At 64.7% G+C, this 21,220-nt stretch carries 17 protein-coding genes and 2 riboswitches; of the genes, 3 read left to right on the forward strand and 14 right to left on the reverse strand.

Features of this window, described 5'->3' with window-relative positions:
• Positions 1–5: 5 nt before the first annotated feature.
• The 7 genes from ASPHE3_RS16905 to gcvP all read right to left on the reverse strand — a co-directional run bounded on the left by ASPHE3_RS16905 (position 6) and on the right by gcvP (position 9,177).
• On the reverse strand, positions 6–803 hold the full coding sequence (locus ASPHE3_RS16905) for a methylenetetrahydrofolate reductase (RefSeq protein WP_013602412.1): 798 nt from the start codon (positions 801–803) through the stop codon (positions 6–8).
• Between the two features lie 36 nt (positions 804–839).
• On the reverse strand, positions 840–1,859 hold the full coding sequence (gene lipA / locus ASPHE3_RS16910) for a lipoyl synthase (protein WP_013602413.1): 1,020 nt from the start codon (positions 1,857–1,859) through the stop codon (positions 840–842).
• Positions 1,860–1,873: 14 nt separating this feature from the next.
• The gene (locus tag ASPHE3_RS16915; RefSeq protein WP_013602414.1) at positions 1,874–3,316 is read right to left on the reverse strand and encodes an L-serine ammonia-lyase; all 1,443 of its coding nucleotides are present in this window, start codon (positions 3,314–3,316) and stop codon (positions 1,874–1,876) included.
• Positions 3,317–3,385: 69 nt separating this feature from the next.
• The gene (glyA, locus tag ASPHE3_RS16920; protein WP_013602415.1) at positions 3,386–4,708 is read right to left on the reverse strand and encodes a serine hydroxymethyltransferase; all 1,323 of its coding nucleotides are present in this window, start codon (positions 4,706–4,708) and stop codon (positions 3,386–3,388) included.
• Positions 4,705–5,088, reverse strand: a complete 384-nt coding sequence (gene gcvH, locus ASPHE3_RS16925; protein ID WP_013602416.1) for a glycine cleavage system protein GcvH — start codon at positions 5,086–5,088, stop codon at positions 4,705–4,707. The genes glyA and gcvH overlap by 4 nt, the downstream gene beginning before the upstream one ends.
• Before the next feature lie 104 nt (positions 5,089–5,192).
• Entirely contained in the window at positions 5,193–6,314 is a 1,122-nt protein-coding gene (gene gcvT / locus ASPHE3_RS16930; protein WP_013602417.1) for a glycine cleavage system aminomethyltransferase GcvT, read from the reverse strand.
• 10 nt (positions 6,315–6,324) lie between these two features.
• Positions 6,325–9,177: an aminomethyl-transferring glycine dehydrogenase gene (gene gcvP, locus ASPHE3_RS16935; RefSeq protein WP_013602418.1), complete on the reverse strand. Its 2,853-nt coding sequence runs from the start codon at positions 9,175–9,177 to the stop codon at positions 6,325–6,327.
• A gap of 51 nt (positions 9,178–9,228) precedes the next feature.
• Positions 9,229–9,336, reverse strand: a riboswitch (glycine riboswitch).
• A gap of 1 nt (position 9,337) precedes the next feature.
• A riboswitch (glycine riboswitch) is annotated at positions 9,338–9,435 on the reverse strand.
• Positions 9,436–9,576: 141 nt separating this feature from the next.
• On the opposite strand from gcvP, the gene ASPHE3_RS16940 reads away from it, so the two are divergent.
• Positions 9,577–9,936 (forward strand): VOC family protein, encoded by a 360-nt coding sequence (locus ASPHE3_RS16940; RefSeq protein WP_013602419.1) that lies wholly within the window; start codon positions 9,577–9,579, stop codon positions 9,934–9,936.
• On the opposite strand, the gene ASPHE3_RS21605 is transcribed toward ASPHE3_RS16940, so the two are convergent.
• Complete coding sequence (locus ASPHE3_RS21605) at positions 9,914–11,554, reverse strand: S8 family peptidase (protein ID WP_167536989.1); 1,641 nt, start codon at positions 11,552–11,554, stop codon at positions 9,914–9,916. The two genes, ASPHE3_RS16940 and ASPHE3_RS21605, sit on opposite strands and share 23 nt — an antisense overlap.
• A gap of 644 nt (positions 11,555–12,198) precedes the next feature.
• Between ASPHE3_RS21605 and ASPHE3_RS16945 the strand changes: the two genes are divergently transcribed.
• Complete coding sequence (locus ASPHE3_RS16945; RefSeq protein WP_013602421.1) at positions 12,199–12,483, forward strand: DUF427 domain-containing protein; 285 nt, start codon at positions 12,199–12,201, stop codon at positions 12,481–12,483.
• 106 nt (positions 12,484–12,589) lie between these two features.
• On the opposite strand, the gene arfA is transcribed toward ASPHE3_RS16945, so the two are convergent.
• The 5 genes from arfA to ASPHE3_RS16970 form a co-directional block, all read right to left on the reverse strand.
• Entirely contained in the window at positions 12,590–14,128 is a 1,539-nt protein-coding gene (gene arfA, locus ASPHE3_RS16950) for an arabinosylfuranosidase ArfA (protein WP_013602422.1), read from the reverse strand.
• A 70-nt stretch (positions 14,129–14,198) separates the two neighbouring features.
• Positions 14,199–15,095 (reverse strand): carbohydrate ABC transporter permease, encoded by an 897-nt coding sequence (locus ASPHE3_RS16955; protein WP_013602423.1) that lies wholly within the window; start codon positions 15,093–15,095, stop codon positions 14,199–14,201.
• 2 nt (positions 15,096–15,097) lie between these two features.
• Positions 15,098–16,000: a carbohydrate ABC transporter permease gene (locus ASPHE3_RS16960; RefSeq protein ID WP_013602424.1), complete on the reverse strand. Its 903-nt coding sequence runs from the start codon at positions 15,998–16,000 to the stop codon at positions 15,098–15,100.
• Between the two features lie 27 nt (positions 16,001–16,027).
• Positions 16,028–17,362 carry an ABC transporter substrate-binding protein gene (locus ASPHE3_RS16965; RefSeq protein ID WP_013602425.1) on the reverse strand — a complete coding sequence of 445 codons (1,335 nt, stop codon included), beginning with the start codon at positions 17,360–17,362 and terminating at the stop codon, positions 16,028–16,030.
• 187 nt (positions 17,363–17,549) lie between these two features.
• Entirely contained in the window at positions 17,550–18,551 is a 1,002-nt protein-coding gene (locus ASPHE3_RS16970) for a LacI family DNA-binding transcriptional regulator (RefSeq protein WP_013602426.1), read from the reverse strand.
• Between the two features lie 219 nt (positions 18,552–18,770).
• Here ASPHE3_RS16970 and ASPHE3_RS16975 point away from each other — a divergent pair, with 219 nt between their 5' ends.
• Positions 18,771–20,150 carry an MBL fold metallo-hydrolase gene (locus ASPHE3_RS16975; protein WP_013602427.1) on the forward strand — a complete coding sequence of 460 codons (1,380 nt, stop codon included), beginning with the start codon at positions 18,771–18,773 and terminating at the stop codon, positions 20,148–20,150.
• A 92-nt stretch (positions 20,151–20,242) separates the two neighbouring features.
• Here ASPHE3_RS16975 and ASPHE3_RS16980 read toward each other — a convergent pair whose 3' ends face one another.
• Entirely contained in the window at positions 20,243–21,028 is a 786-nt protein-coding gene (locus ASPHE3_RS16980) for a GOLPH3/VPS74 family protein (protein WP_013602428.1), read from the reverse strand.
• Positions 21,029–21,220: the final 192 nt, after the last annotated feature.

The raw sequence follows: 21,220 nt of genomic DNA on the forward strand, positions 1-21,220 counted from the left end.
GCCGCCTACCGCAGTACGACAGTGCGGTTGCCCAGCAGGGTGGGAACCGCACCGACGTTGTTGAAGCTGTACAGGTGGATGCCGGTGATACTCCCCGGCTGTGTCTCCAGCCCGGTGATCAGGCTGTCCGGGGAATAGCGGTCACCACCGAGGAGATTGCGGACCAAAGGGCCCTTGCGGCTAAGGAATTTCAGGGAACTTCCGACGCCGATCTGCGTGGCAAGTGCCACCAGCTTGGTCCGCGGGACGGACCCCGCCACGCCGGCCCAGACGGGCAGGTCCACACCTTCACGGCGCAAGAGTGCCGCGTAGTCATGGATTTTTCCGGCGTCGAAGCACATTTGGGTGACCACGTGGCTGGCCAGATGCTGCTTGGCCAGCAGGCCGTCCAGCAGGTCCAAAGGGCTGACGGCGGGGTGGCCTTCCGGGTAGCCCGCCACACCGGCCAGCATCAGCCCGCCAGTGTACTGGGCGATGTCTTCCAGTACCGGAAGGGCGGAGTCGTAGTTGCCAGCGGCCTGTTTCCGGTCGCCGCCGATGACGAAGACCTCGCGGATGCCCGCGGCATCGCAGGCGCGGACAATCCCGGTGAGTTCGGCGCGGCTGCGGATGCTCCGCGCGGCGAGGTGCGGGACCACCGTGTAGCCGTCGTCGCTCAACTCAATGGCGGTGCGCATGGTCCGCTCGATGCCGTGGTGCGGCAGGCACGTGACGCTGAGCGTGGTGGTCCGGGGCACCCTGGCCTGGACCTGCTCAACGATTCCCTCGGAAGGGATGATTTCAATTCTGACGGGGAACATCATTGGTCCTGTCTATTATCTGGTCCGGGCTATTCCGGATCAGGCAGAGGCGGCGAGCACGGTGCTGGCTTCCTGGCGGGTGGTGCCGGAGTCCTGGATGCCGTCGGCGATGTGGGCGAGTTCGGCGGGGATGTCCCGGCCCTTCTTGCGCATGGCGGTGGCCCAGAGCCGGCCGGCCCGGTAGGAGGAACGGACCAGGGGCCCGGACATGACGCCGAGGAAGCCGATCTCCTCGGCCTCGTGCTGCAGGTCCACGAATTCCTGGGGCTTAACCCACCGGTCCACCGGCAGGTGCCGCTCACTGGGGCGGAGGTACTGGGTGATGGTGATCAGGTCACACCCGGCCTCATGCAGGTCCTTCAGGGCCTCGCTGATTTCTTCCCGGGTTTCGCCCATGCCCAGGATCAGGTTGGACTTGGTCACCATGCCCAGGTCCCGGCCCTGCGTGATCACATCCAGTGACCGCTCGTAGCGGAACGCGGGCCGGATCCGCTTGAAGATCCGTGGCACGGTCTCCACGTTGTGCGCGAACACCTCCGGCCTGGAATCACAGATCGCCTTGATGTGTTCGGGTTTGCCGGAGAAGTCCGGGATCAGCAGCTCAACCCCGGTGCCCGGGTTCAGCTCGTGGATCTTCCGGACCGTCTCGGCATACAGCCACACGCCCTCATCGGCGAGGTCGTCGCGGGCCACGCCGGTGACCGTGGCATAGCGCAGCTGCATGGACTGCACCGAGCGGGCCACCTTGGTCGGTTCAAACATGTCCACCGGGGACGGCTTGCCGGTATCGATCTGGCAGAAATCACACCGCCGCGTGCACTCGGACCCGCCGATCAGGAACGTGGCCTCCTTGTCCTCCCAGCACTCGAAAATGTTGGGACAACCGGCCTCCTCGCACACCGTGTGCAGGCCCTCCTTCTTGACCAGGTTCTTCAAGCCCACGAACTCCGGACCCATCTGGACCTTGGCCTTGATCCACTCCGGCTTCCGCTCCACAGGAACAGCAGCATTACGCTGCTCAACGCGCAACAGCTTCCGGCCTTCAGGTGCCAATGTCATGTGGTTTTCTTCTTTCAGCATTCGACGACGTTGACGGCGAGGCCGCCCATGGCCGTTTCCTTGTATTTGGAGCTCATGTCCTTGCCGGTTTCACGCATTGTCACAATGACCTCGTCCAGGGAGACCCGGTGTGAGCCGTCGCCCCAGAGGGCCATCTTCGCCGCGTTGATCGCCTTCGCCGCGGCAATGGCGTTCCGCTCGATGCACGGCACCTGGACCAGCCCGCCGATCGGATCACACGTCAAACCCAGGTTGTGCTCCATCGCGATCTCCGCCGCGTTCTCCACCTGCGCCGGAGTCCCGCCCATCACCTCCGCCAGACCCGCGGCGGCCATCGACGACGCCGAGCCCACCTCGCCCTGGCAGCCCACCTCCGCCCCGGAAATGGACGCCTGCTCCTTGTACAGCACCCCGACGGCACCGGCGGCGAGCAGGAACTTCACCACCACATCGTCCCGGTCCTGCTGGGTGGCGTTCTCCATCCCAGGTGCGAAATGCAGCGCGTAGTACAGCACCGCCGGGATGATCCCGGCCGCACCGTTCGTCGGCGCCGTGACCACCCGGCCGCCCGAGGCGTTCTCCTCATTCACCGCCAGGGCAATCAAGTTAACCCACTCCTGCCAATACTTCGGGTCATGGAACTCCCCCGAGCCGGCACCGGCGTCGCTTCCGGCGCCGCCGGGGCGTGCGCTTTCCTTCCGCAACCGGTCATACCAGTCAGGGGCACGGCGGCGGACCTTCAACCCGCCCGGCAGCACCCCCTCACGCTTCAAGGACGTGGCCACGCAGCCCTCCATGACGGAGTAAATATGCAGCAGGCCCGCCCGGATCTCCTCAGGGCTCCGGCTGTCCTCCTCGTTGACCCGCATCACGTCGCTGATCCCCAAACCCGTCACCCGGCAGTGCTCCAGCAGTTCCGCGGCAGTCCGGAACGGCAACGGGAGCTCCTTCTTGGACTCCTCCAGCTCCTGCAGCGCCGCGTCCTCTTCACCCTCCCGGACAATGAACCCGCCACCCACCGAGAAAAACGTCGCCGTGTGCAGAACGTCGCCGCCAGCGTCGGACACCGTAAACGTCATCCCGTTCGTATGCCGCGGCAGGACCGTCAACGGCCGCAACACCATATCCTTCACCCCATACGGCAACGCCATCGCACCGCCCAACTGCAGCATCCCGGTCTCCGCGATCGAGGCCAACCGCTCCTCCACCTCCTCCGGCAGGATCAGCTCCGGATGGAACCCCTCCAGCCCCAGCAGGACCGCCGTCATCGTCCCATGCCCATGACCCGTCGCCGCCAACGAACCATAAAGATCCACCCGCAACGACGCCACCCCAGCCAGCACGCCGGAAGCCTTCAACTCCTCCGCAAAAACAGCAGCAGCCCGCATCGGCCCCACAGTATGAGAAGAAGAAGGCCCAATCCCGATCGAAAACAGATCAAAAACGCCGACTGCCATGGTGTGTTCCTAACTGGACGGAGAAGGTGAGATAGCGCGGCCCCACCGGGCCAAAGGGTGGCCAGACGATCAGGACAGAGGTGCGACGCCCGGGTACAGCGGGTGTGCTTTGGCAAGTCCCTCGACGCGGTGACGCAGCCCGGAAAGGTCCGCATCGGCGTCGGCCGTCAATGCCTCGGCGATGATGTCCGCAACCTCGCGGAAGGCAGCCTCACCAAACCCGCGCGTGGCGAGCGCCGGCGTGCCAATCCGCAAACCCGAGGTGACCATCGGCGGGCGCGGGTCGAAGGGGACGGCGTTGCGGTTGACGGTGATGTCGATGGCCGCGAGCCGGTCCTCGGCCTGCTGCCCGTCGAGCTCGCAGTTGCGCAGATCGACGAGGACCAGGTGCACGTCGGTGCCGCCGGAGACAACGCTGATGCCCTTGGCGGTGACGTCCGGCTGGACCAGGCGCTCGGCCAGGATCCGGGCGCCGGCCAGGACGCGCTCCTGCCGCTCGCGGAACTCCTCGGACGCGGCGATCTTGAACGCCACGGCCTTGCCCGCGATGACGTGCTCCAGCGGGCCGCCCTGCTGGCCGGGGAACACAGCCGAGTTGATCTTCTTGGCGATGTCGGCGTCGTTGGTCAGGATGATGCCGCCGCGCGGACCGGCGAGGGTCTTGTGCGTGGTGGACGTGGTGACATGCGCGTGCGGGACCGGCGACGGGTGCAGCCCCGCGGCCACCAGGCCGGCGAAGTGCGCCATGTCCACCATCAGGTAGGCGCCCACGGAGTCGGCGATGCGGCGGAACTCGGCGAAGTCCAGCTGCCGGGCGTAGGCGGACCAGCCGGCCACGATCAGCGCCGGCTTCGTCTCCTGGGCCAGGCGCTCCACCTCGGCCATGTCCACCGTGTGCGTGTCCTCGCGGACGCCGTAAGGGACCACGTTGTAGAGCTTGCCGGAGAAGTTGATCTTCATGCCGTGCGTGAGGTGGCCGCCGTGGGCCAGGTTCAGGCCCATGATGGTGTCGCCCGGCTTGATCAGCGCATGCATCACCGAGGCGTTCGCCTGAGCGCCGGAGTGCGGCTGGACGTTGGCGAACCCGGCGCCGAAGAGGGCCTTGATCCTGTCGATGGCGAGCTGTTCGATGACGTCCACGTGCTCGCAGCCACCGTAGTAGCGCTTGCCCGGGTAGCCTTCGGCGTACTTGTTGGTCAGCACCGAGCCCTGCGCCTGCATCACGGCGACGGCGGTGTGGTTCTCGGAGGCGATCATCTCCAGGCCGTCACGCTGGCGGGTGAGTTCGTCGTCGATCTTCGCGGCGATCTCCGGGTCCAGCGCGGCGAGGTTGGCGTCCAGCGACGGCGACACCACCTGTTCGAAGGCGGTCACGTCTGCCGGGGCGGTCACAGTTCGCCGCCGTTGGCTGAGGCGTACTCTTCAGCGGACATCAGCGGGCCTTCTTCGGTCACGGCCACTTTGAAGAGCCAGCCCGCGCCGTAGGGATCGTTGTTGATCAGGGCGGGATCGGAGACCACTTCGTCATTGATTTCCACTACTTCGCCGGTGACGGGAGCGTAGAGGTCGGAGACGGACTTGGTGGACTCCACCTCGCCGCAGGTCTCCCCCGCGGTCACCGTGGAACCGACCTCGGGCAGGTCCACGTAGACGATGTCGCCCAGGGCTTCGGCAGCGACGGCGGAGATGCCGATGTTGGCGGGGCCGGATCCGTCAGCAGCAACCCATTCGTGCTCGGCGGAGTACTTGAGTTCAGCAACAACTTTTGCCATGTGTAATTCCTTAGGTTCGTGTGTGAAAAGTGAGAGAGCGTCAGCCCAAAAGGCGCATCAAGTGAGAGAGCGTCTGGAGAAAACGCGCATCAAGTGAGAGAGCGTTACTTCTGGCGCTTGTAGAACGGGAGGGCCACTACTTCGAAGGGTTCGGCCTTGCCGCGGAGGTCGATGTCCAAGGCGGTGCCGGGTTCGGAGTGTTCGACGTCGACATAGGCCAGTGCGATCGGGTAACCGAGGGTGGGGCTTGGCTGGCCGGAGGTCACCTCACCCACGACGTTGCCGTCCTTGAGCACCGGGTAGTGGCTGCGGCCGGCGCGGCGGCCCAGTCCCTTGAGGCCCACGAGCTTGCGGCCGGAGGTGGAACCGGCACCAAGCTCCTTGAGCTCCGCCAGTGCCGCCTTGCCCATGAAGTCCGACTCCTTCTTGAGCGAGACAACCGGGCCGAGGCCAGCGGCAAAGGGGTTGCCTTCACGGGAGAGTTCGTTTCCGTAGAGCGGCATGCCGGCTTCGAGGCGGAGCGAGTCGCGGCAGGCAAGGCCGGCGGGGATGAGCCCGTGACCGGAACCGGCTTCGAGGAGTGCCTCCCACAGTCCGGCGGCGTCCTCGTTGGGGATGTAGATCTCAAAGCCGTCCTCGCCGGTGTAGCCGGTGCGGGCCAGCAGCAGTTCCTGGCCGTTGATCTCCACCTCAACCGCGGCGTAGTACTTCAGCTCGGTCACCAGTGGATGCTGTTCGGCCGGAACCAGGGTCAGCAGGACGGCCTCGGCGTTAGGGCCCTGCACGGCGATGAGGGAGGTCTCGGCGGAGGCATCCTGGACCCGGACATCGAAGTTGGCGGCACGCTCAGCCAACGCCGCTGCAACAACGGCGGCATTGCCGGCGTTGGGGACCACCAGGTACTTGTCTTCGCTACGGCGGTAGGAGATCAGGTCGTCGATGATGCCGCCGTCTTCCTGGCAGATCAGCGAGTACTTGGCCTTGCCCACGGCCACGGCGGACAGCTTGCCCGCCAGGGCGTAGTCCAGGAAGGCGCCGGCGTCGGGGCCGGTGACCCAGACTTCGCCCATGTGGGAGAGGTCGAACAGGCCGGCGGCGTTGCGGACGGCGTGGTGCTCGGCAAGCTCGGAGCTGTACTTCAGGGGCATCTGCCAGCCGCCGAAGTCGGTGAAGGAGGCGCCGGCAATCTTGTGCTGCTCGTAGAGCGCGGTGTAGTTCTCGGTCATCGGAAAGTCCTTAGTTCTCAAATTCGGAAAGCGGAGGGCAGGAGCACACCAGGTTGCGGTCCCCTGCGGCGCCATCGATACGGCCTACCGGCGGGAAGTACTTATCCTGGCGGAGCGAGGCCACGGGGAAGGCGGCCTGCTCGCGCGGGTAGGTCCGGTCCCAATCAGAAGAGACGACGGCGGCCGCTGTGTGGGGTGCGTTGCGCAGCGGGGACTTCTCCACAGTGAAATCGCCCGCAGCCACCTGGTCGATTTCCTTGCGGATGGTGATCATCGCTTCGATGAAGCGGTCGATCTCCGCAAGGTCCTCGGATTCGGTGGGCTCCACCATCAGGGTGCCGGCCACCGGGAAGGACAGGGTGGGGGCGTGGAAGCCGAAGTCGATAAGGCGCTTGGCCACGTCCTCGGCGGTAACACCGGTGCGGGCGGTGAGCTCGCGCAGGTCCAGGATGCACTCGTGTGCCACCAGGCCGGTCTCGCCGGTGTACAGCACGGGGAAGTGCTCGTCCAGCCGTGCAGCCACGTAATTGGCCGCCAGCAGCGCGGACTTGGTGGCCTCGGTCAGGCCCTGGCCGCCCATCAGCTTCACGTAGGCCCAGGAAATCGGCAGCACACCGGCGGAGCCGAAGCGGGACGCGGAGATCGCAACGCCGTGGCCGGCTTCGTGGGCAGCCTTGTTGGCATCGCCCGGCATGAACGGTGCCAGGTGCGCCTTGGCAGCGACGGGCCCGACGCCGGGTCCCCCACCGCCGTGCGGGATGCAGAAGGTCTTGTGCAGGTTCAGGTGCGAGACGTCGCCGCCGAACTTGCCCGGCTGTGCCAGCCCGACCAACGCGTTGAGGTTGGCGCCGTCAACGTAGACCTGGCCGCCTGCGGCGTGGATGGCGTCGCACACTTCGCGGACGTCCGAGTCGTAGACGCCGTGGGTGGACGGGTAGGTGATCATGATGGCCGAGAGGACGTCCTTGTGGGCCTCGATCTTGGCCTCCAGGTCCGCGTGGTCGATCGTGCCGTCGGCAGCGGTGGCAACCACCACAACCTTCATCCCCGCGAGGACGGCGGAGGCGGCGTTGGTGCCGTGGGCCGAGGCCGGGATGAGGCAGACGTTGCGCTGTGCCTCGCCGCGGGAGTGGTGGTAGCCGCGGATGGCCAGCAGGCCCGCGAGTTCGCCCTGTGAGCCGGCGTTGGGCTGGATGGACACCTGGTCGTATCCGGTGATTTCGGCGAGGTCTGCTTCGAGCCCGGCAATGAGTTCACGCCAGCCGGTGGTCTGGGAATCCGGGGCGAACGGGTGGATGGAGGCGAACTCGGGCCAGGAGATGGCCTCCATCTCGGCGGTCGCATTCAGCTTCATGGTGCACGAGCCCAGCGGGATCATGGTGCGGTCCAGTGCCAGGTCCCGGTCGGAGAGGCGGCGGATGTAGCGGAGCAGCTGGGTCTCGGAGCGGTGCGTGTTGAACACCGGGTGCTGCAGGTAGGAGGAGGTGCGCAGCACGGACTCGGGCAGCTCAAAGCCCTCGCCGGACGCAACCGGACCGGCGCCGAAGGCGACCGCCACCGCGGAGAGGACCTCCGGCGTCGTGGTTTCATCGACGGACACGCCAACTGTGTCCGCGTCGACGAGGCGCAGGTTGATGCCGCGGGCTTCGGCGGCGGTGATCACCTTTGCAGCCTTGCCAGGCACGCGCACGGTGAGCGTGTCGAAGAAGCTGTCGGAGACCAGTTCGCGGCCGGCCACCTTCAGCGTGCTGGCGAGGGCTCGGGCGTTGTTGTGGACGGTTTCGGCGATCGCCTTGAGGCCGTCCGGGCCGTGGTAGACGGCGTAGAAGGAGGAGACGATGGCCAGCAGGGCCTGCGCGGTGCAGATGTTGGACGTGGCCTTCTCGCGGCGGATGTGCTGCTCGCGGGTCTGGAGGGCCAGGCGGTAGGCGGGGACACCGGCGTCGTCCTTGGACACGCCGACGATGCGGCCGGGGAGGGTGCGCTCCATGCCCTGGCGGACGGCCATGTAGGCAGCGTGCGGGCCGCCGAAGAACAGCGGGACGCCGAAGCGCTGGGTGGAGCCGACGGCGATGTCCGCGCCCTGCTCGCCCGGCGGGGTGATGAGGGTGAGGGCCAGGAGGTCGGCGGCGACGGTGACCAGGGCACCGCGGTCCTTGGCCTCGGCGATGACGGCGGACTGGTCCCAGACGCGGCCGGAAACGCCGGGCTGCTGCAGGACGAGGCCGTTGATGTCGCCGTCGGGCAGGCCGGCCGTGAGGTCGGCAATTTCCACCTCGAAGCCGAGGGCCTCGGCGCGGCCCAGCACGATGGCGATGGTCTGCGGGAGCAGGTCGGCGTCCAGGACGGTCTTGCCGTCCTTCGCGGTTTTGGACTTGTTGGCACGACGCATCAGGAGCACGGCTTCGGCGACGGCGGTGGCTTCGTCCAGCAGGGACGCGTTGGCCACGGGAAGCGCGGTGAGGTCCTGGACCATGGTCTGGAAGTTGAGCAGCGCCTCAAGCCGGCCCTGGGAAATTTCCGGCTGGTAGGGCGTGTACGCGGTGTACCAGGCGGGGGCTTCGAAGATGTTCCGGCGGATCACCGGCGGGGTAACGGTGTCGTAGTAGCCCTGCCCGATCATCTGCACGGCCATCTTGTTCTTGCCGGCGAGCTTGCGGAGCTCGGCGAGGACCTGGACTTCGCTGAGGGCGCTCTCGAGGGTGAGGGGCTTGTCCTGGCGGATTGAGTCCGGTACGGCGCTGTCCACGAGGCCGTCAAGGGTGTCGTAGCCGACGGCCTTGAGCATGGTGTCGATGTCGGACTGGCGGCGCGCGCCGATATGGCGGTCTGCGAAGGTGGTTGGGGACGAGTGAACCGTCATGAGAGGAACTCCATAATTCAGGTGGCGTAGGGTGCCACTTTGATTCGGGTTCCTCCCCGCTCTGTATGGGACCTGAGAGTTTTGTAGTGCCCTGCTGTTCAGCGGGACGCCACTTGCACCGTCGGTGAGCCCGGTTGCCCGGACTGCTTTCCAGAGTTGCCTTGCCGCGGCGGTACGTGGGCCTGAGAGATTCCTGGGGAGGATTTGCTCCTACGGCGCCTGCAGAACGTACCGGCAGGACTCTCCCGCCGCAGATCATAAGCGTGTGCCACTGGTCGGTGACACGGCTCACACCTTACCGGATCGCGGGGCTGGATGCAAAATTGTGTCCCCACAGGCACGGCGGCGGCATCCTTCCCGTGCAAGACAGGCCCAGCCCACCGGGTTTAGGCTGGGCGGATGTTGACCATCGGCAGCACAGTCCTCGGCGTCAACGACGTCGCCCGCGCAACCGCTTTTTGGCACGCCGCCCTCGGTTACGTCCCGCAGGAGCCCGGCGACGAAACCTGGGTGATCCTTGTGCCGGCTTCCGGCCCTGGAGCGCAGTTGGCCCTCATGCTGAGCGAGACGCCGATCCAGGAGCACCCCCGGGTCCACCTGGACCTGTACGCGGACGATCAGGACGCCGAGGTGGAACGGCTGGTTTCGCTCGGCGCCCAGCGCGTCGACTGGGAGCTGTACCCGGAAGACCCTGACTTTGTGGTCCTCGCCGACCCCGACGGCAACCGGTTTTGCGTCATCGACAAGAGTCCGCGGTAGCACCGCGGGGTTGCATCGCCAGCCGCCGCGACGGACTCAATCTCCTGACTGCATGTGCAAAAGCCAAGCCACAGAGCAGTAATCCGGCCGCGGTTGTCCAAGCAGCGTTGTTCGCCTCAGTGCCGGCCTTGCCCTCCGATGCGGCTTCTGCTGTAACGCCGACAGGGGCTGTCGCGGAAGCACTCAAGGGTGATGGAGCAGAGGCCGCCAGCGCTGCTGGCAGCGGTGTTTCTGAAGGTGCAGTTTCGGCGTCCACAGTGACATCGGCCGCGACAGCCACCGGTGGAATCGCTTCCGGCTCAACCACAGGCACTTCCCCGTCCGCTGTGCGGGCGTCCGGTGAGTATTGGGCAGAACTGGATTCGGGCTGAAGCGAGCGGGCATCAGCCCGCACGGGAACCGACGCATCATCCGCACCGGGAGTGACAGCGGAAGCAGAAACAGGAGCTTCAACGGCGGTTACGGCGGTGGCAGGTGATTCATTGGCAGCTACCGTGGCTTCAACGGTTGACGGAACAGAAGTTGCCGTTCCCTGCAACCCACAATGCGTGCCCACTCCGGCCCATGCATCACCAAGTTGCAGGTTCGAGCAGGAGGGAAGAGGAGGAGTGGGAGGGGGTACAAACAGCAACCTGTTAGGAGTCGCACCCTTATTGGCGCTGACCGCACCGATCGTGGCGTTATTGATCATGGTCTGATGAAGTTCTGCCGGAGACAGCGAACGATTACGGGAAAGCAGGATTGCAGCTGCACCGGAAACGTGCGGAGCAGCCATTGAGGTGCCATCCAAGGTGTTGTCACCGGTAGGAGAGCTATTCCACGCTGACCTGACGGACACCCCGGGTGCCTGGATATCAACGCAGGAACCGTAGTTGGACCATGACGCTTGGGCATCATTGACGTTTGTTGCTGCGACGGTAATGGCAGATGGAACTTTGGCGGGGGAGGTAAGGCAGGCATCCTGGCCGGAGTTTCCTGCTGCCGCTATTACTGTTATCCCGTCGTTTATGGCGCTTTGAACCGCCGTGTCAAAGGAGGCATTGGTAAAACCGCCGACGCTTAGGTTCATGACGGCCGGTTGACCGGCGACATGGTGCGATATTGCCCAGTCAATACCCGCCATGACGGTGGACGACCAGCCGCTCCCGTCGCACTCAAGGGTTCGGACAGGAATGATGTTCGCTTTCTTGGCAACGCCGTATGTTGTTCCGGCGGCCGTTCCGGCGACGTGGGTTCCGTGACCGTTGCAGTCATTAACTCCATGGCCGTCATTGATTGCGTTCCAGCTCGCAGGGACCCGGCCGGAAAACTCTGAATGGGACATGAGCAGTCCGGTATCAACGACGTAGACATTCACGCCGGCCCCTTCAGAATCGAAGCTGTACTGCCCGTCCCGTCCGGATCGTTGATCCACCCGGTCTAGCCCCCAGATGGAAGTGGAACCGGCTATCGAACCACGGCTGTCGAGTTCCACGGACGCTACATCTGCCGATTCTTTCAGCGACTCCATTTCCTTAGGTGTCGCTACAACTACTGAAGCCTTCATTGCATGGGAAAGCGTCGCTTTTACTTCTATCCCGTTTTGTTCCAGGGACTTGGACTCCACTTCCGCGTTCACGTTGTTGCCGTACTTAACGATGTATCGGCTCTCTCCTTGAGGCAGAGGAGGCGAGTACGAGGGAGACGCGGGGGAAAGACTAAGGTCAGCATGAGCCACAGCGGGGGTCAGGAAGAGAGCCATTGATCCAGCACAAACGGCGCTAATAGCAAAAAGGGCATGGCGCAAAAGCTTCTTCATGCATTCGCTTTCCGTTCAGAGCTCTTCGCGTGACGGCCAACATAAGGATCAGGAGCGAAGAGCGGAGCTGGTTGACAATTTCCCTGCCGCGTTACCGGCCGGGCGTAGCAGATGATCCGGACCTTCTGGAGCCTTGCCAGGGTAAGCTTCGCATGGAGCCGGACAGTCTGCTTTTTAAGACAACTGTAAGCGCGGATTTCGCAACGAAAACGGCCTTTGGTTCAGGATGTAGATTCCTACGGAAATCCTGCGCTTTTCATGCGATAAGCCTTGCCTGGTGCTGATCAGCCAGCCAATCCGGAGCCGCAGCGACCGGACGGTTAGTGGACCGCAAAACAAAGCGAACGACGGCGGGAGGCTCCCGCCGTCGTCCGCTTCCGTTTAGGGAACAAGCCCTGCGTTGGCGCCGTTGACATACCTACGAGCATGCCGCCGCCAGCCGGCGCCCAACAGAACGGAACCACATGGTCAGGGCTATCTGGAACGGAAAAGTCATCGCCGAATCCACGGACACCGTGGTGGTGGAGGGCAACCACTACTTCCCGCGCGACGCCGTCAACGCCGGCTACCTCAGGGACAGCGACATGTATTCAGTCTGCCCGTGGAAGGGCAGGGCCAGCTACCACACGCTGGAAGTGGACGGAAAGCTCAACGTGGATGCCGCCTGGTTCTACCCCGAGCCCAAGCCGCGCGCCCGGCAGATCGAGGACCGCATCGCCTTTTGGCGCGGCGTGACAATCGAGAGCTAGCAGGCTCGCCTAAAGCGGGACCTCCTCAACGCAAGCGGACGACGGCGGGACCCCCGCCGTCGTCCGCTTGCGTTTGGTGCCGCTCCCCGCGGCGGCGGTGGAAGCTTCAGTTCTTGGTTACGTCCAGCTCAATGACGGCCCAGGACAGCGCCGGAAGCGTTGCCCGGAGCTCGGAGCCGCTCGCCTTCGCTCCTTCCAGCGGCTTGAGCCCCACCTGGCCCGGACGGTCTTGGGTATTGGCGGTGAAGCGGTCCCCGCCTTCGGGAATTTCCAGGACCTCCGCCCGGACCACCTGGCGGGCATCAAAACCGCGCAGTGAGACGTCGATGTCCGCCGCTTCCTCAAGGCCGCGGTTGGCCAGGAAGAGCGCCACGCGGCCCGTTTCCTCGTTCCATGTTGCACTGACATCCACAAGGTCGGTGCCGCCGTAGCGGGCGTTGTCGTACTTGTCCGAGTCAACGGACAGGCGCAGGATCTGGCCCTTGGCCAGCTCAGCCATGCGGGCAAACGGGTGGAAGATCGTTTGGCGCCAGGCCGGCCCGTTTTCCTCGCTGAAGATCGGGGCGATGACGTTTACCAGCTGCGCCTGGTTGGCGATCTTCACGCGGTCCCCGTGCCGGAGCAACGAGTTCAGCAGGGTCCCCACCACCACGGCATCGGTGACGTTGTACTTGTCCTCGATGAGCCGTGGGTGCTCGCGCCAGCCTGCCTTGACGACGTTGCGCAACTGGTCCTCAGTGTCCCGGCCGCGCTGATACCAGACGTTCCACTCGTCGAAGGACAGGTTGATGTGCTTCTTATGCTTTCCCTTCGCCCGGACAGCGTCGGCAGTGGAGATGACTGACTCTATGAAGTAGTCGGTGTCCACGGCGCTGGCCAGGAAGCTGCCGGCATCGCCGTCGTGCTCCTGGTAGTAGGCGTGTAGGGAGACGTAGTCCACCTCGTCGTAGGCGTGCGTCAGGACAGTCTGCTCCCACGCGCCGAAGGTGGGCATGCCCGAGTTGGAGCTTCCGCAGGCCACCAGCTCGATGTCCGGATCCACGAAGCGCATGGCCTTGGCGGCTTCCTGCGCCAGGCGTCCGTATTCCTCGGCGGTCTTGTGACCAATCTGCCACGGCCCGTCCATCTCGTTGCCCAGGCACCAGAGCTTGATGTTGAACGGGTCCTTGTGGCCGTTCTTGGCGCGGAGGTCGGACCAGTAGCTGCCGCCGGGATGGTTGGCGTATTCCACGATCTCCCGGGCGGCGTCCACTCCCCTGGTGCCCAGGTTTATGGCTTCCATGATTTCCGTTCCAGCCTGGCGGGACCAGTCAACAAACTCGTGCAGGCCGAACGCGTTGGTCTCCACGGTGTGCCAGGCGCCGTCCAGCCGGCGGGGCCGGTCCTCCCGCGGGCCGATGCCGTCCTCCCAGTTGTAGCCGGAGACGAAGTTGCCTCCGGGATAGCGGATGACGGTGGCGCCGAGTTCCCTGACGAGCTTGAGGACGTCCTGGCGGAAGCCGTTTTCATCCGCTTCAGGGTGGCCCGGCTCGTAAATGCCGGTGTAGACGCAGCGGCCCATGTGCTCCACGAAGGAGCCAAAGAGGCGGCGGGGTACTTCGCCGATGGTGAAGTCGCGGTCGAGGGTGATCCGTGCGCGGGACATATTCAGCAGCTCCTTGGTATTGGTTCAGGTCTGTTTCGTAGCGTTGGTTTGGTAAGCGGAAGGTGTCGAGTCAAGTGCCGGCGAGACCCGTCGTCGCAACACCCTTGATGATCTGGCGCTGGAAGAAGAGGAAGACGAGTATGAGCGGGAGCGCCGCGAGCAAGGCGGACGCCATGTTCTGCGCGTACTGGATGCCGTAGGCGCTCTTGATAGTCTGCAGGCCCACCGGCAGGGTGAGGAGCGCGCCGTCATTGGTGGCGATGAAGGGCCACAGGAAGTTGTTCCAGGCGCCGATGAACACAAAGATGGCGACGGCGGCCAGGATGGGCCGGGACAGCGGCAGGATGATCTGGGTGAAGATCCGCATGCGGCTGGCGCCGTCCATCACCGCGGCTTCTTCAAGTTCGCGTGGAATCTGGTCAAAGAACTTCTTGAGCACGAACACCATGGCCGGGTGGATGACCTGCGGCAGGATGATCGCCCAGGAGGTGTCGATCATGTGCAGGGCGAGCATCTGGTAGAAGAGCGGGATGATCAGGACCGGCGGAGGAATGATGATGGAGGCGATGATCACCGTCATCAGCACCTTCTTGCCTTTGAAGTCGATCCGGGACAGGGCGTAGGCCACCAGCGCCGAGATCACCAGGGTGATGACTGTGATGGCCGCCGAGGTGTAGAGCGAGTTCCACGTCCAGAGCGGGATGTTGCCGTCCTGGAACACCTTCACGAAGGCTTCAGGAGTAAAGCCCGACGGCGGAAGCCAGCTGATCTTCGGAGCTGCGGCGTCCGTCTCGGTCTTGAAGGCGGTGGCGGTTGCCCAGGCGAACGGGATCAGCCAGAGGAAGGCGATAAGAGCGGCGACCACGACGGCGGCGATCTTGCCTGCGGTCATCTTTTTGCGGGGCTGGCGGAGGTCCTGGCTGGTACTGGTGCCTGACTCGGGGCGGTCGAGGGTCTGAATTGCCATGGTTATGCACTCCTGCGGCGGGTGATGACGAACTGCATGACCGAGACGAGCACGATCAGTCCGAAGAAGATGTAGGAGATGGCTGCCGAATAGCCCAGCCGGTAGCCGGTGAACCCGGTTTCAAAGATGTACTGCACCACGGGGCGGGTTGAGCCTCCGGGGCCGCCGGCGGTCATCTGGTACACCTGGTCGAAGATCTTGAGCGAGGCCAGGATCTGGAGGAGCACGATCATCACGGTGGTGGGCGCAAGCTGCGGCAGGGTGATGGAGAAGAACTGACGCCAGGCTCCGGCACCATCGAGGGATGCTGCCTCGTAGTGCTGGTGGGGAATGTTCTGCATCGCGGCCAGGTACAGCAGGAAGTTGAACCCCACCGTCCACCAGAGCGTGGCAATGACGATGGCCCACATGGCCACGTTGGGGTCATTGAGCCACGCCACCTTGGGGATGCCGATCTTGGACAGGGAATCGTTGATCAGGCCCAACTGCGGGTTGTACATCCACGTGAAGAACAGCGAGACCACGGTGGACGCGAGCAGGTACGGGGCAAAGTAGGAGAGCCGCCACAGCCATTGGGCCGGCAATCCCACGTTGAGAAGCGCGGCCATCACCAGGGCCACCAGCACCAGCGGGACCGTGCTGATCACGGTGAAGTAGAGGGTGTTGCCGAGTGAGCGCCACATGCCTGCGTCGGCCAGTGCTTCGGCGTAGTTCGCGAAACCGATCAGGCTGTCATTGGCGCCGGTAAGGGACTTGCCGGTGAAGCTCATGTAGACGCCGTAAAGAAGGGGCCACACAAGGAAAACGAGGAAGAAAACCAGGAAGGGGGCGGCGAAGCCCCAACCGCTGAGGTTGCTCCTGGTGAGGCTCCCGGGGCTGCGCCGGGCTGCTAGTGAAGAACTCATGAAGGACTCCTTTGTCGCTCGGTGCGGTTAAACGGGGTTGGGCCGGGAAAGCAGGTGGTTGGTGCGCTCTTCGAAGGCTTCCCATCCTGCGGCTGCCTTGTCGCGCCCAAGGAGGACGTTCTGTACGTTCTCCGCAAAATAGGTCTGCCAGTCGGAGCCCGATCCGCTGAACCAGGATTCGGGATCGTAGGCAATGACATCGGCCGCATTGGCATAGTGCACCTGCGGCGTCAGGTCCTTGTAGGCCTGGGACTGGACCACGGGCTGGTACGCGGGAATGTGGCCGGCTTCAGCCCAGGACAGTGACCCCTTGAGGACGTCACTGACGAACTTGTAAACGTCCCGACGCTTCGCTTCATCCACATTCAGTTGCCGGGGAAGGACAAAGGAGTGCGAGTCTGCGTAGGCGGCCGGTGTGCCATAAAGGGTGGGAATGGTTGCGGCGTCCACCGGAATGCCCGCTTTCTTCATCGTGGGCAGTTCCCAGACACCGCTGAACAGCATGCCCGAGCCGCCGCGGGCGAATTCCGCGATGCCGGTGCTGATATCGCCGCTCTTGGCCGCGATGGTGTCATCAAATAGGGAAGCCATGAATTCCAGTGACTCGATGGCCGCGTCCCGGTCAACCTTCATGGGCTGGCCCGGCGTCAGCGTGATGTCCGCGCCGTGCTGCTTGTAGAGGGTGTAGAAAAGCCGCCACATCTGGGAACCGCTGCCAAGGTAGCCAAAGGACAGCCCGTGGGCTTGGGTGACCTTCTGCATTTCCTTGGCCATGGCCACGAATTCCTGCGGCGAAGCCACTTCCTGCAGTTGCCCGTTGCCGGCCAGGACACCGGCCTTGCCCGCGATCTCCGTGTTGTAGAACATGACGAACGGGTGTGAATCGAGGGCGATGGAAAACACCTCGCCGTTCTGCTGGCTCTTCTCCCAGATCCGGGGGGCGAAGTTTGCGCCCGTCACGCCGTGCTCTGCCAGCAGCGAGAGGTCCCACGGGTCGATCAGGCCGCCTGGAGCGTAGCCGGGTACCCGGCTGGCGTGCATGATCGCCAGCTCCGGCGGACGTCCACCTGCCGAGGCCATCGCCAGTTTGGTGTAGTACGGCGGGCCCCAGGCCAGCACAGTGGGATGCACCTTAAAGTCCGGATTGGCTTGGTTGGCGCCGTTGATCATCGCCTGCATCTTGATGCCGTCCCCACCGGACAGCAAGTGCCAGAACCCGATGTCCCGGACGCCTGCAGCCTGGGCATCTCCGCCGCAGCCCGTGAGTGCGCCTGCCGCAAGAACGCCGCCCAAGGCGGCCGTTCCTGTCAGTAGCTGCCTCCGGGACAACTGCTTCCCGGGAAAAAGTTCAAACTGCTTCACCAATCACTCCTTTGGATGGGTCCGCTGAAAGGTCAGTTTTGATTGCTCGAAAATAACTCCGGTTCCGGTGCGCTCCGCTTCCGCCTAGTTCCTTATCGCGGTGACGCAGGTCTCACATTACATCGATGTAATAGAATGCTGCAAGGAAAATATGTTAGCGCCAACAAGTTGATGTGTTGCTCTCGTTTCAGGCCCGACTGCTGTCCCGCTCCACGATGGTGTAGTCGATGGAGACCACGCGCTGGTCCTGCCCCCTGTCCGCCATGCGTTCAGTCAGGAGGCGCAGGGCTTCGCTGGCAATGGCGCGTTTGTCAAAGGAGACGGTGGTCAATGACGGTACGGCGTAGCGGCCGTCGGCAATATCGTCGAACCCCGCCACGGCGATGTCTTCCGGTATCCGCAGACCCCTCTTCCAGAGCACGCTCAGGGCGCCGATGGCCATGGAATCCGTGAAGCAGAACAGCGCATCGGGAAGCGGATGCGAGTCAAGGTAGGCGGTGAGCGCGTCCGCTGCAGTCTGCGGCGTCCATCTTTCGCAAGGGATCAGCAGCGAGTCGTCCGGGTCGATCCCCAGGATCCCCAGTGCCTCTTCATAGCCTTGCCTTCTAAGGGTGGCCGCGGCCGATCCCCTGCCCTGGGTGGTCCCCAGAACGGCAATCCGGCGGCGCCCCGTCCTGGCCAGGGCCAGGGTCATGTCCCGGGCGGCCGCTACGCTGTCCACGAATACGCGGTCTGCGAGCTTTTGGGTGACTTCACCGAGCAGGACCACTGGCGGAAGGGCAACGCCCACCTGGACGGCGCTCTCGTCCAGGACCACGGGGTTGAGGATCAGCCCGTCAATCAGGTTGGAGCGGGCGCGCACCATGAGTTCGTGCTCACGCTGGGGATCCAAACCGGTTTCCTCGAGCTGCACGATCCAGCCCTGGTCGTGCGCCACCTCCACGACATTGTGGGCAATTTCTGCCGAGTACGGTGTGCCCAGGTCAGGCAGGGCCAGCGCAATCACGCCGGACCTTCCATTGCGCAGCCCGCGGGCGGAGAGGTTGGGCACATAGTCCAGTTCGAGAATGGCCTGCTCCACCTTGGCCCGGGTGGCCCCGCTGACCGGAACGATTCCGTTCATCACGTTCGAGACAGTCTTGGGTGAAACACCGGCGCGGCGGGCGACATCCTTGACCGTGGCGCGCACTGTTCCCCTTCCAAAACCTTCCAGACAGTCGCCGCCGGCAGCCAATGGCTACCGCTGCTGTGGCCCTGCTGACGATGTTACCTCCAGTATGGAGGGACGACGGCGGAACCTCCCGCCGTCGTCCGCCTTCTGCCTGAGGGGCGCCGGCAGGGTACCAGCCAGGCATGCCCCGGAGTAACGTGGCGATCAGGCTGATACCCATTCAAGGAGGAATCCGGCATGGAAGTCATCACGATCGAAACGCGCCAGCTCGGCGACCGCACCTACCTGGTCCACGACGGCGCTACGGGCGTGGTCATCGATCCGCAGCGGGACACCGACAGGGTGGAAAAGGCCGTGGCGGACGCCGGGGTGAGGATCACGCACGTGGCCGAGACCCACATCCACAACGACTACGTCACCGGCGGGCTGCAGCTGGCCAGGGACCACAACGCCGCCTACCTGGTCAACGCCAAGGACAACGTCCCGTATCAGCGGCAGCCCATCTCTGACGGGGACACGGTGCAGGTGGGAAGGATGACCCTCAAGGCCGTGGCCACCCCCGGCCACACCCACCACCACCTCTCCTACATCGTCACGGACGGCGAGCGCCAGGCGGTGTTCTCCGGAGGCAGCCTGCTCTACGGCTCGGTGGGGCGCACGGACCTGGTCAGCGAGGAGGACACCGTACCGCTCACCCACCACCAGTACGCCTCGGTGCGGCGCCTGGTGGAGGAAGCGGGCCAGGACGCCGGCCTCTACCCCACGCACGGCTTCGGCTCCTTCTGCTCCTCCGGCCCGGCCAGCGCGGCGGAATCCTCCACTATCGGCGAGCAACTGAAGGAAAACCACGCCCTGACAGACCCGGACGAGGACCACTTCGTCAGCGAGCTCATCCACAACCTCACCGCCTACCCCTCCTATTACGCCCACATGGCCCCGATCAACCTGGCGGGTCCTACAGCGCCTGACCTGGAACTGCCTGATTCCCCGGACGGGGAGGAGCTGGCGTCCCGGCTGCGGCGGGGCGAGTGGGTGGTGGACCTGAGGAACCGCATTGCCTTTGCCAGCAGCCACCTCAGCGGCAGCGTCAGCTTCGAGTACGGCGACGGCACCAAGTTCACCGCGTTCCTGGGCTGGGTCCTGCCCTGGGGCGAACAGCTGACGCTCGTGGGCGGGCGCCAGGACGTGGAGAACGCCATCCGCGACCTCTCCCGCATTGGCATCGACAACCCGGACGCTGCCATCGGCACAGGCCCGCAGGACGTCGCGCCAGGGGCGGCGACCTCCTCCTATCAAAGCGTCGGCTGGCAGGAGGTGCTGCAAAAACCTGAAGAGGACCTGATCCTCGACGTCCGCCGCACCGACGAGTTCAGTAAGTCCCACATCCGGCAGGCGGTGAACATCCCTGTCCACGAGCTGTTGCGGCGCATGGATGAGCTGTCGGCGGGCCGGGTCTGGGTACATTGCGGTTCCGGCTACCGTTCCGCGGTGGCGGCGAGCCTCCTGCAGCGCGCCGGCCGCGACGTGGTGCATATCGACGGCAACTTCCGCGACGCAAAGAAGGCGGGCATGGCTCTGGCCTTGAACCAGGCACAGGCTGAACCAGGAACAGCTTGAACCAGGAACATGCTCACACCAGCAAAGGCGGGCGGACGACGGCGGGACCTCCCGCCGTCGTCCGCCCGCCTTTAGTGCAGTTGTGTTCCGCGTCAGAGCGTGGCGGCTTCCTCCTCCGCCAGCCTGATCATCCGGAGTTCGTCCTCCACGGCCCGGGACGGCCAGTAGTCCTTGGACAGCTCACCCGCCCGAACCCGGTCTGCGTCAGGGAAGAGCTTGCCCAGCAGTCCTGCCGCCTGCAGCAGGGCAACCAGGGCGATGGTCCTGGGCTCGGGAGCCGCGGTCCCGGCTCTCTGGGTCCCCGACGCGGCATCCGGCGCCTGGCCTTCGGGCGTGGCGGATTGGGCAGTCGCGGCATCGACGCCCGCTGCCCCGGCCTCTGAGCCGGCGGCCCCGGACGCGGGCGGTTCAAGCCCTGCGGGCGCAGCTTTCAGCGCGGCCTGGATCTTTTCCAGCAGCGCAGCCTCTGGGGCATGGTCCTTCTCGGGATACCTCACCGCCCGGAACAGGCCCAGATGCCTTTCGCCAACGTGCTCCACGATGCCCAGGGATGCCATCCCCTCGTAGATGCGCTGCGTTTGGGCGCGGCCCTCCAGCATGGAGACCCACCGGCGGGGACTGTGCGGCCGCGATTTCCCACGGATGAGCTCCAATTCATGCTGGAGGTGGGTATCAGGGTTCGTGCCGGTGGCCCTGACGTGCTTGCCCTGGAGTTCGACCGCGCCGAGCAGGTCCAGTTCGGCAAGGATTGCGCCTGCCACGGTGGTCCGGAGGGCGAATACGGGCACCTCGGGTGTGCCGTCCTTGTCATTCGTGGCCAAAAGCAGGAAAGCCTGGGGAAGGCTCAGTTCCGCCGCCTTAGGTAATTCAGCATCCATAGCAACATGGTGCTCCCCTCCGGCGGCCACCACAATGGCGGGCCTGCGGGAGGGACGACGGCGGGATTAGGTAGGTAGTGCGCATGCGGCGATCAGGTAGCAGGTACTCGTGCAGCCCGCCGCGGGCCGCCTATAACGTCGGAGTGTATTTCTGTGGCGCCCCTCAGGACACGGGGGGCTGGGGACCCTGAT

Source organism: Pseudarthrobacter phenanthrenivorans Sphe3 (assembly GCF_000189535.1).
GTDB lineage: Bacteria > Actinomycetota > Actinomycetes > Actinomycetales > Micrococcaceae > Arthrobacter > Arthrobacter phenanthrenivorans.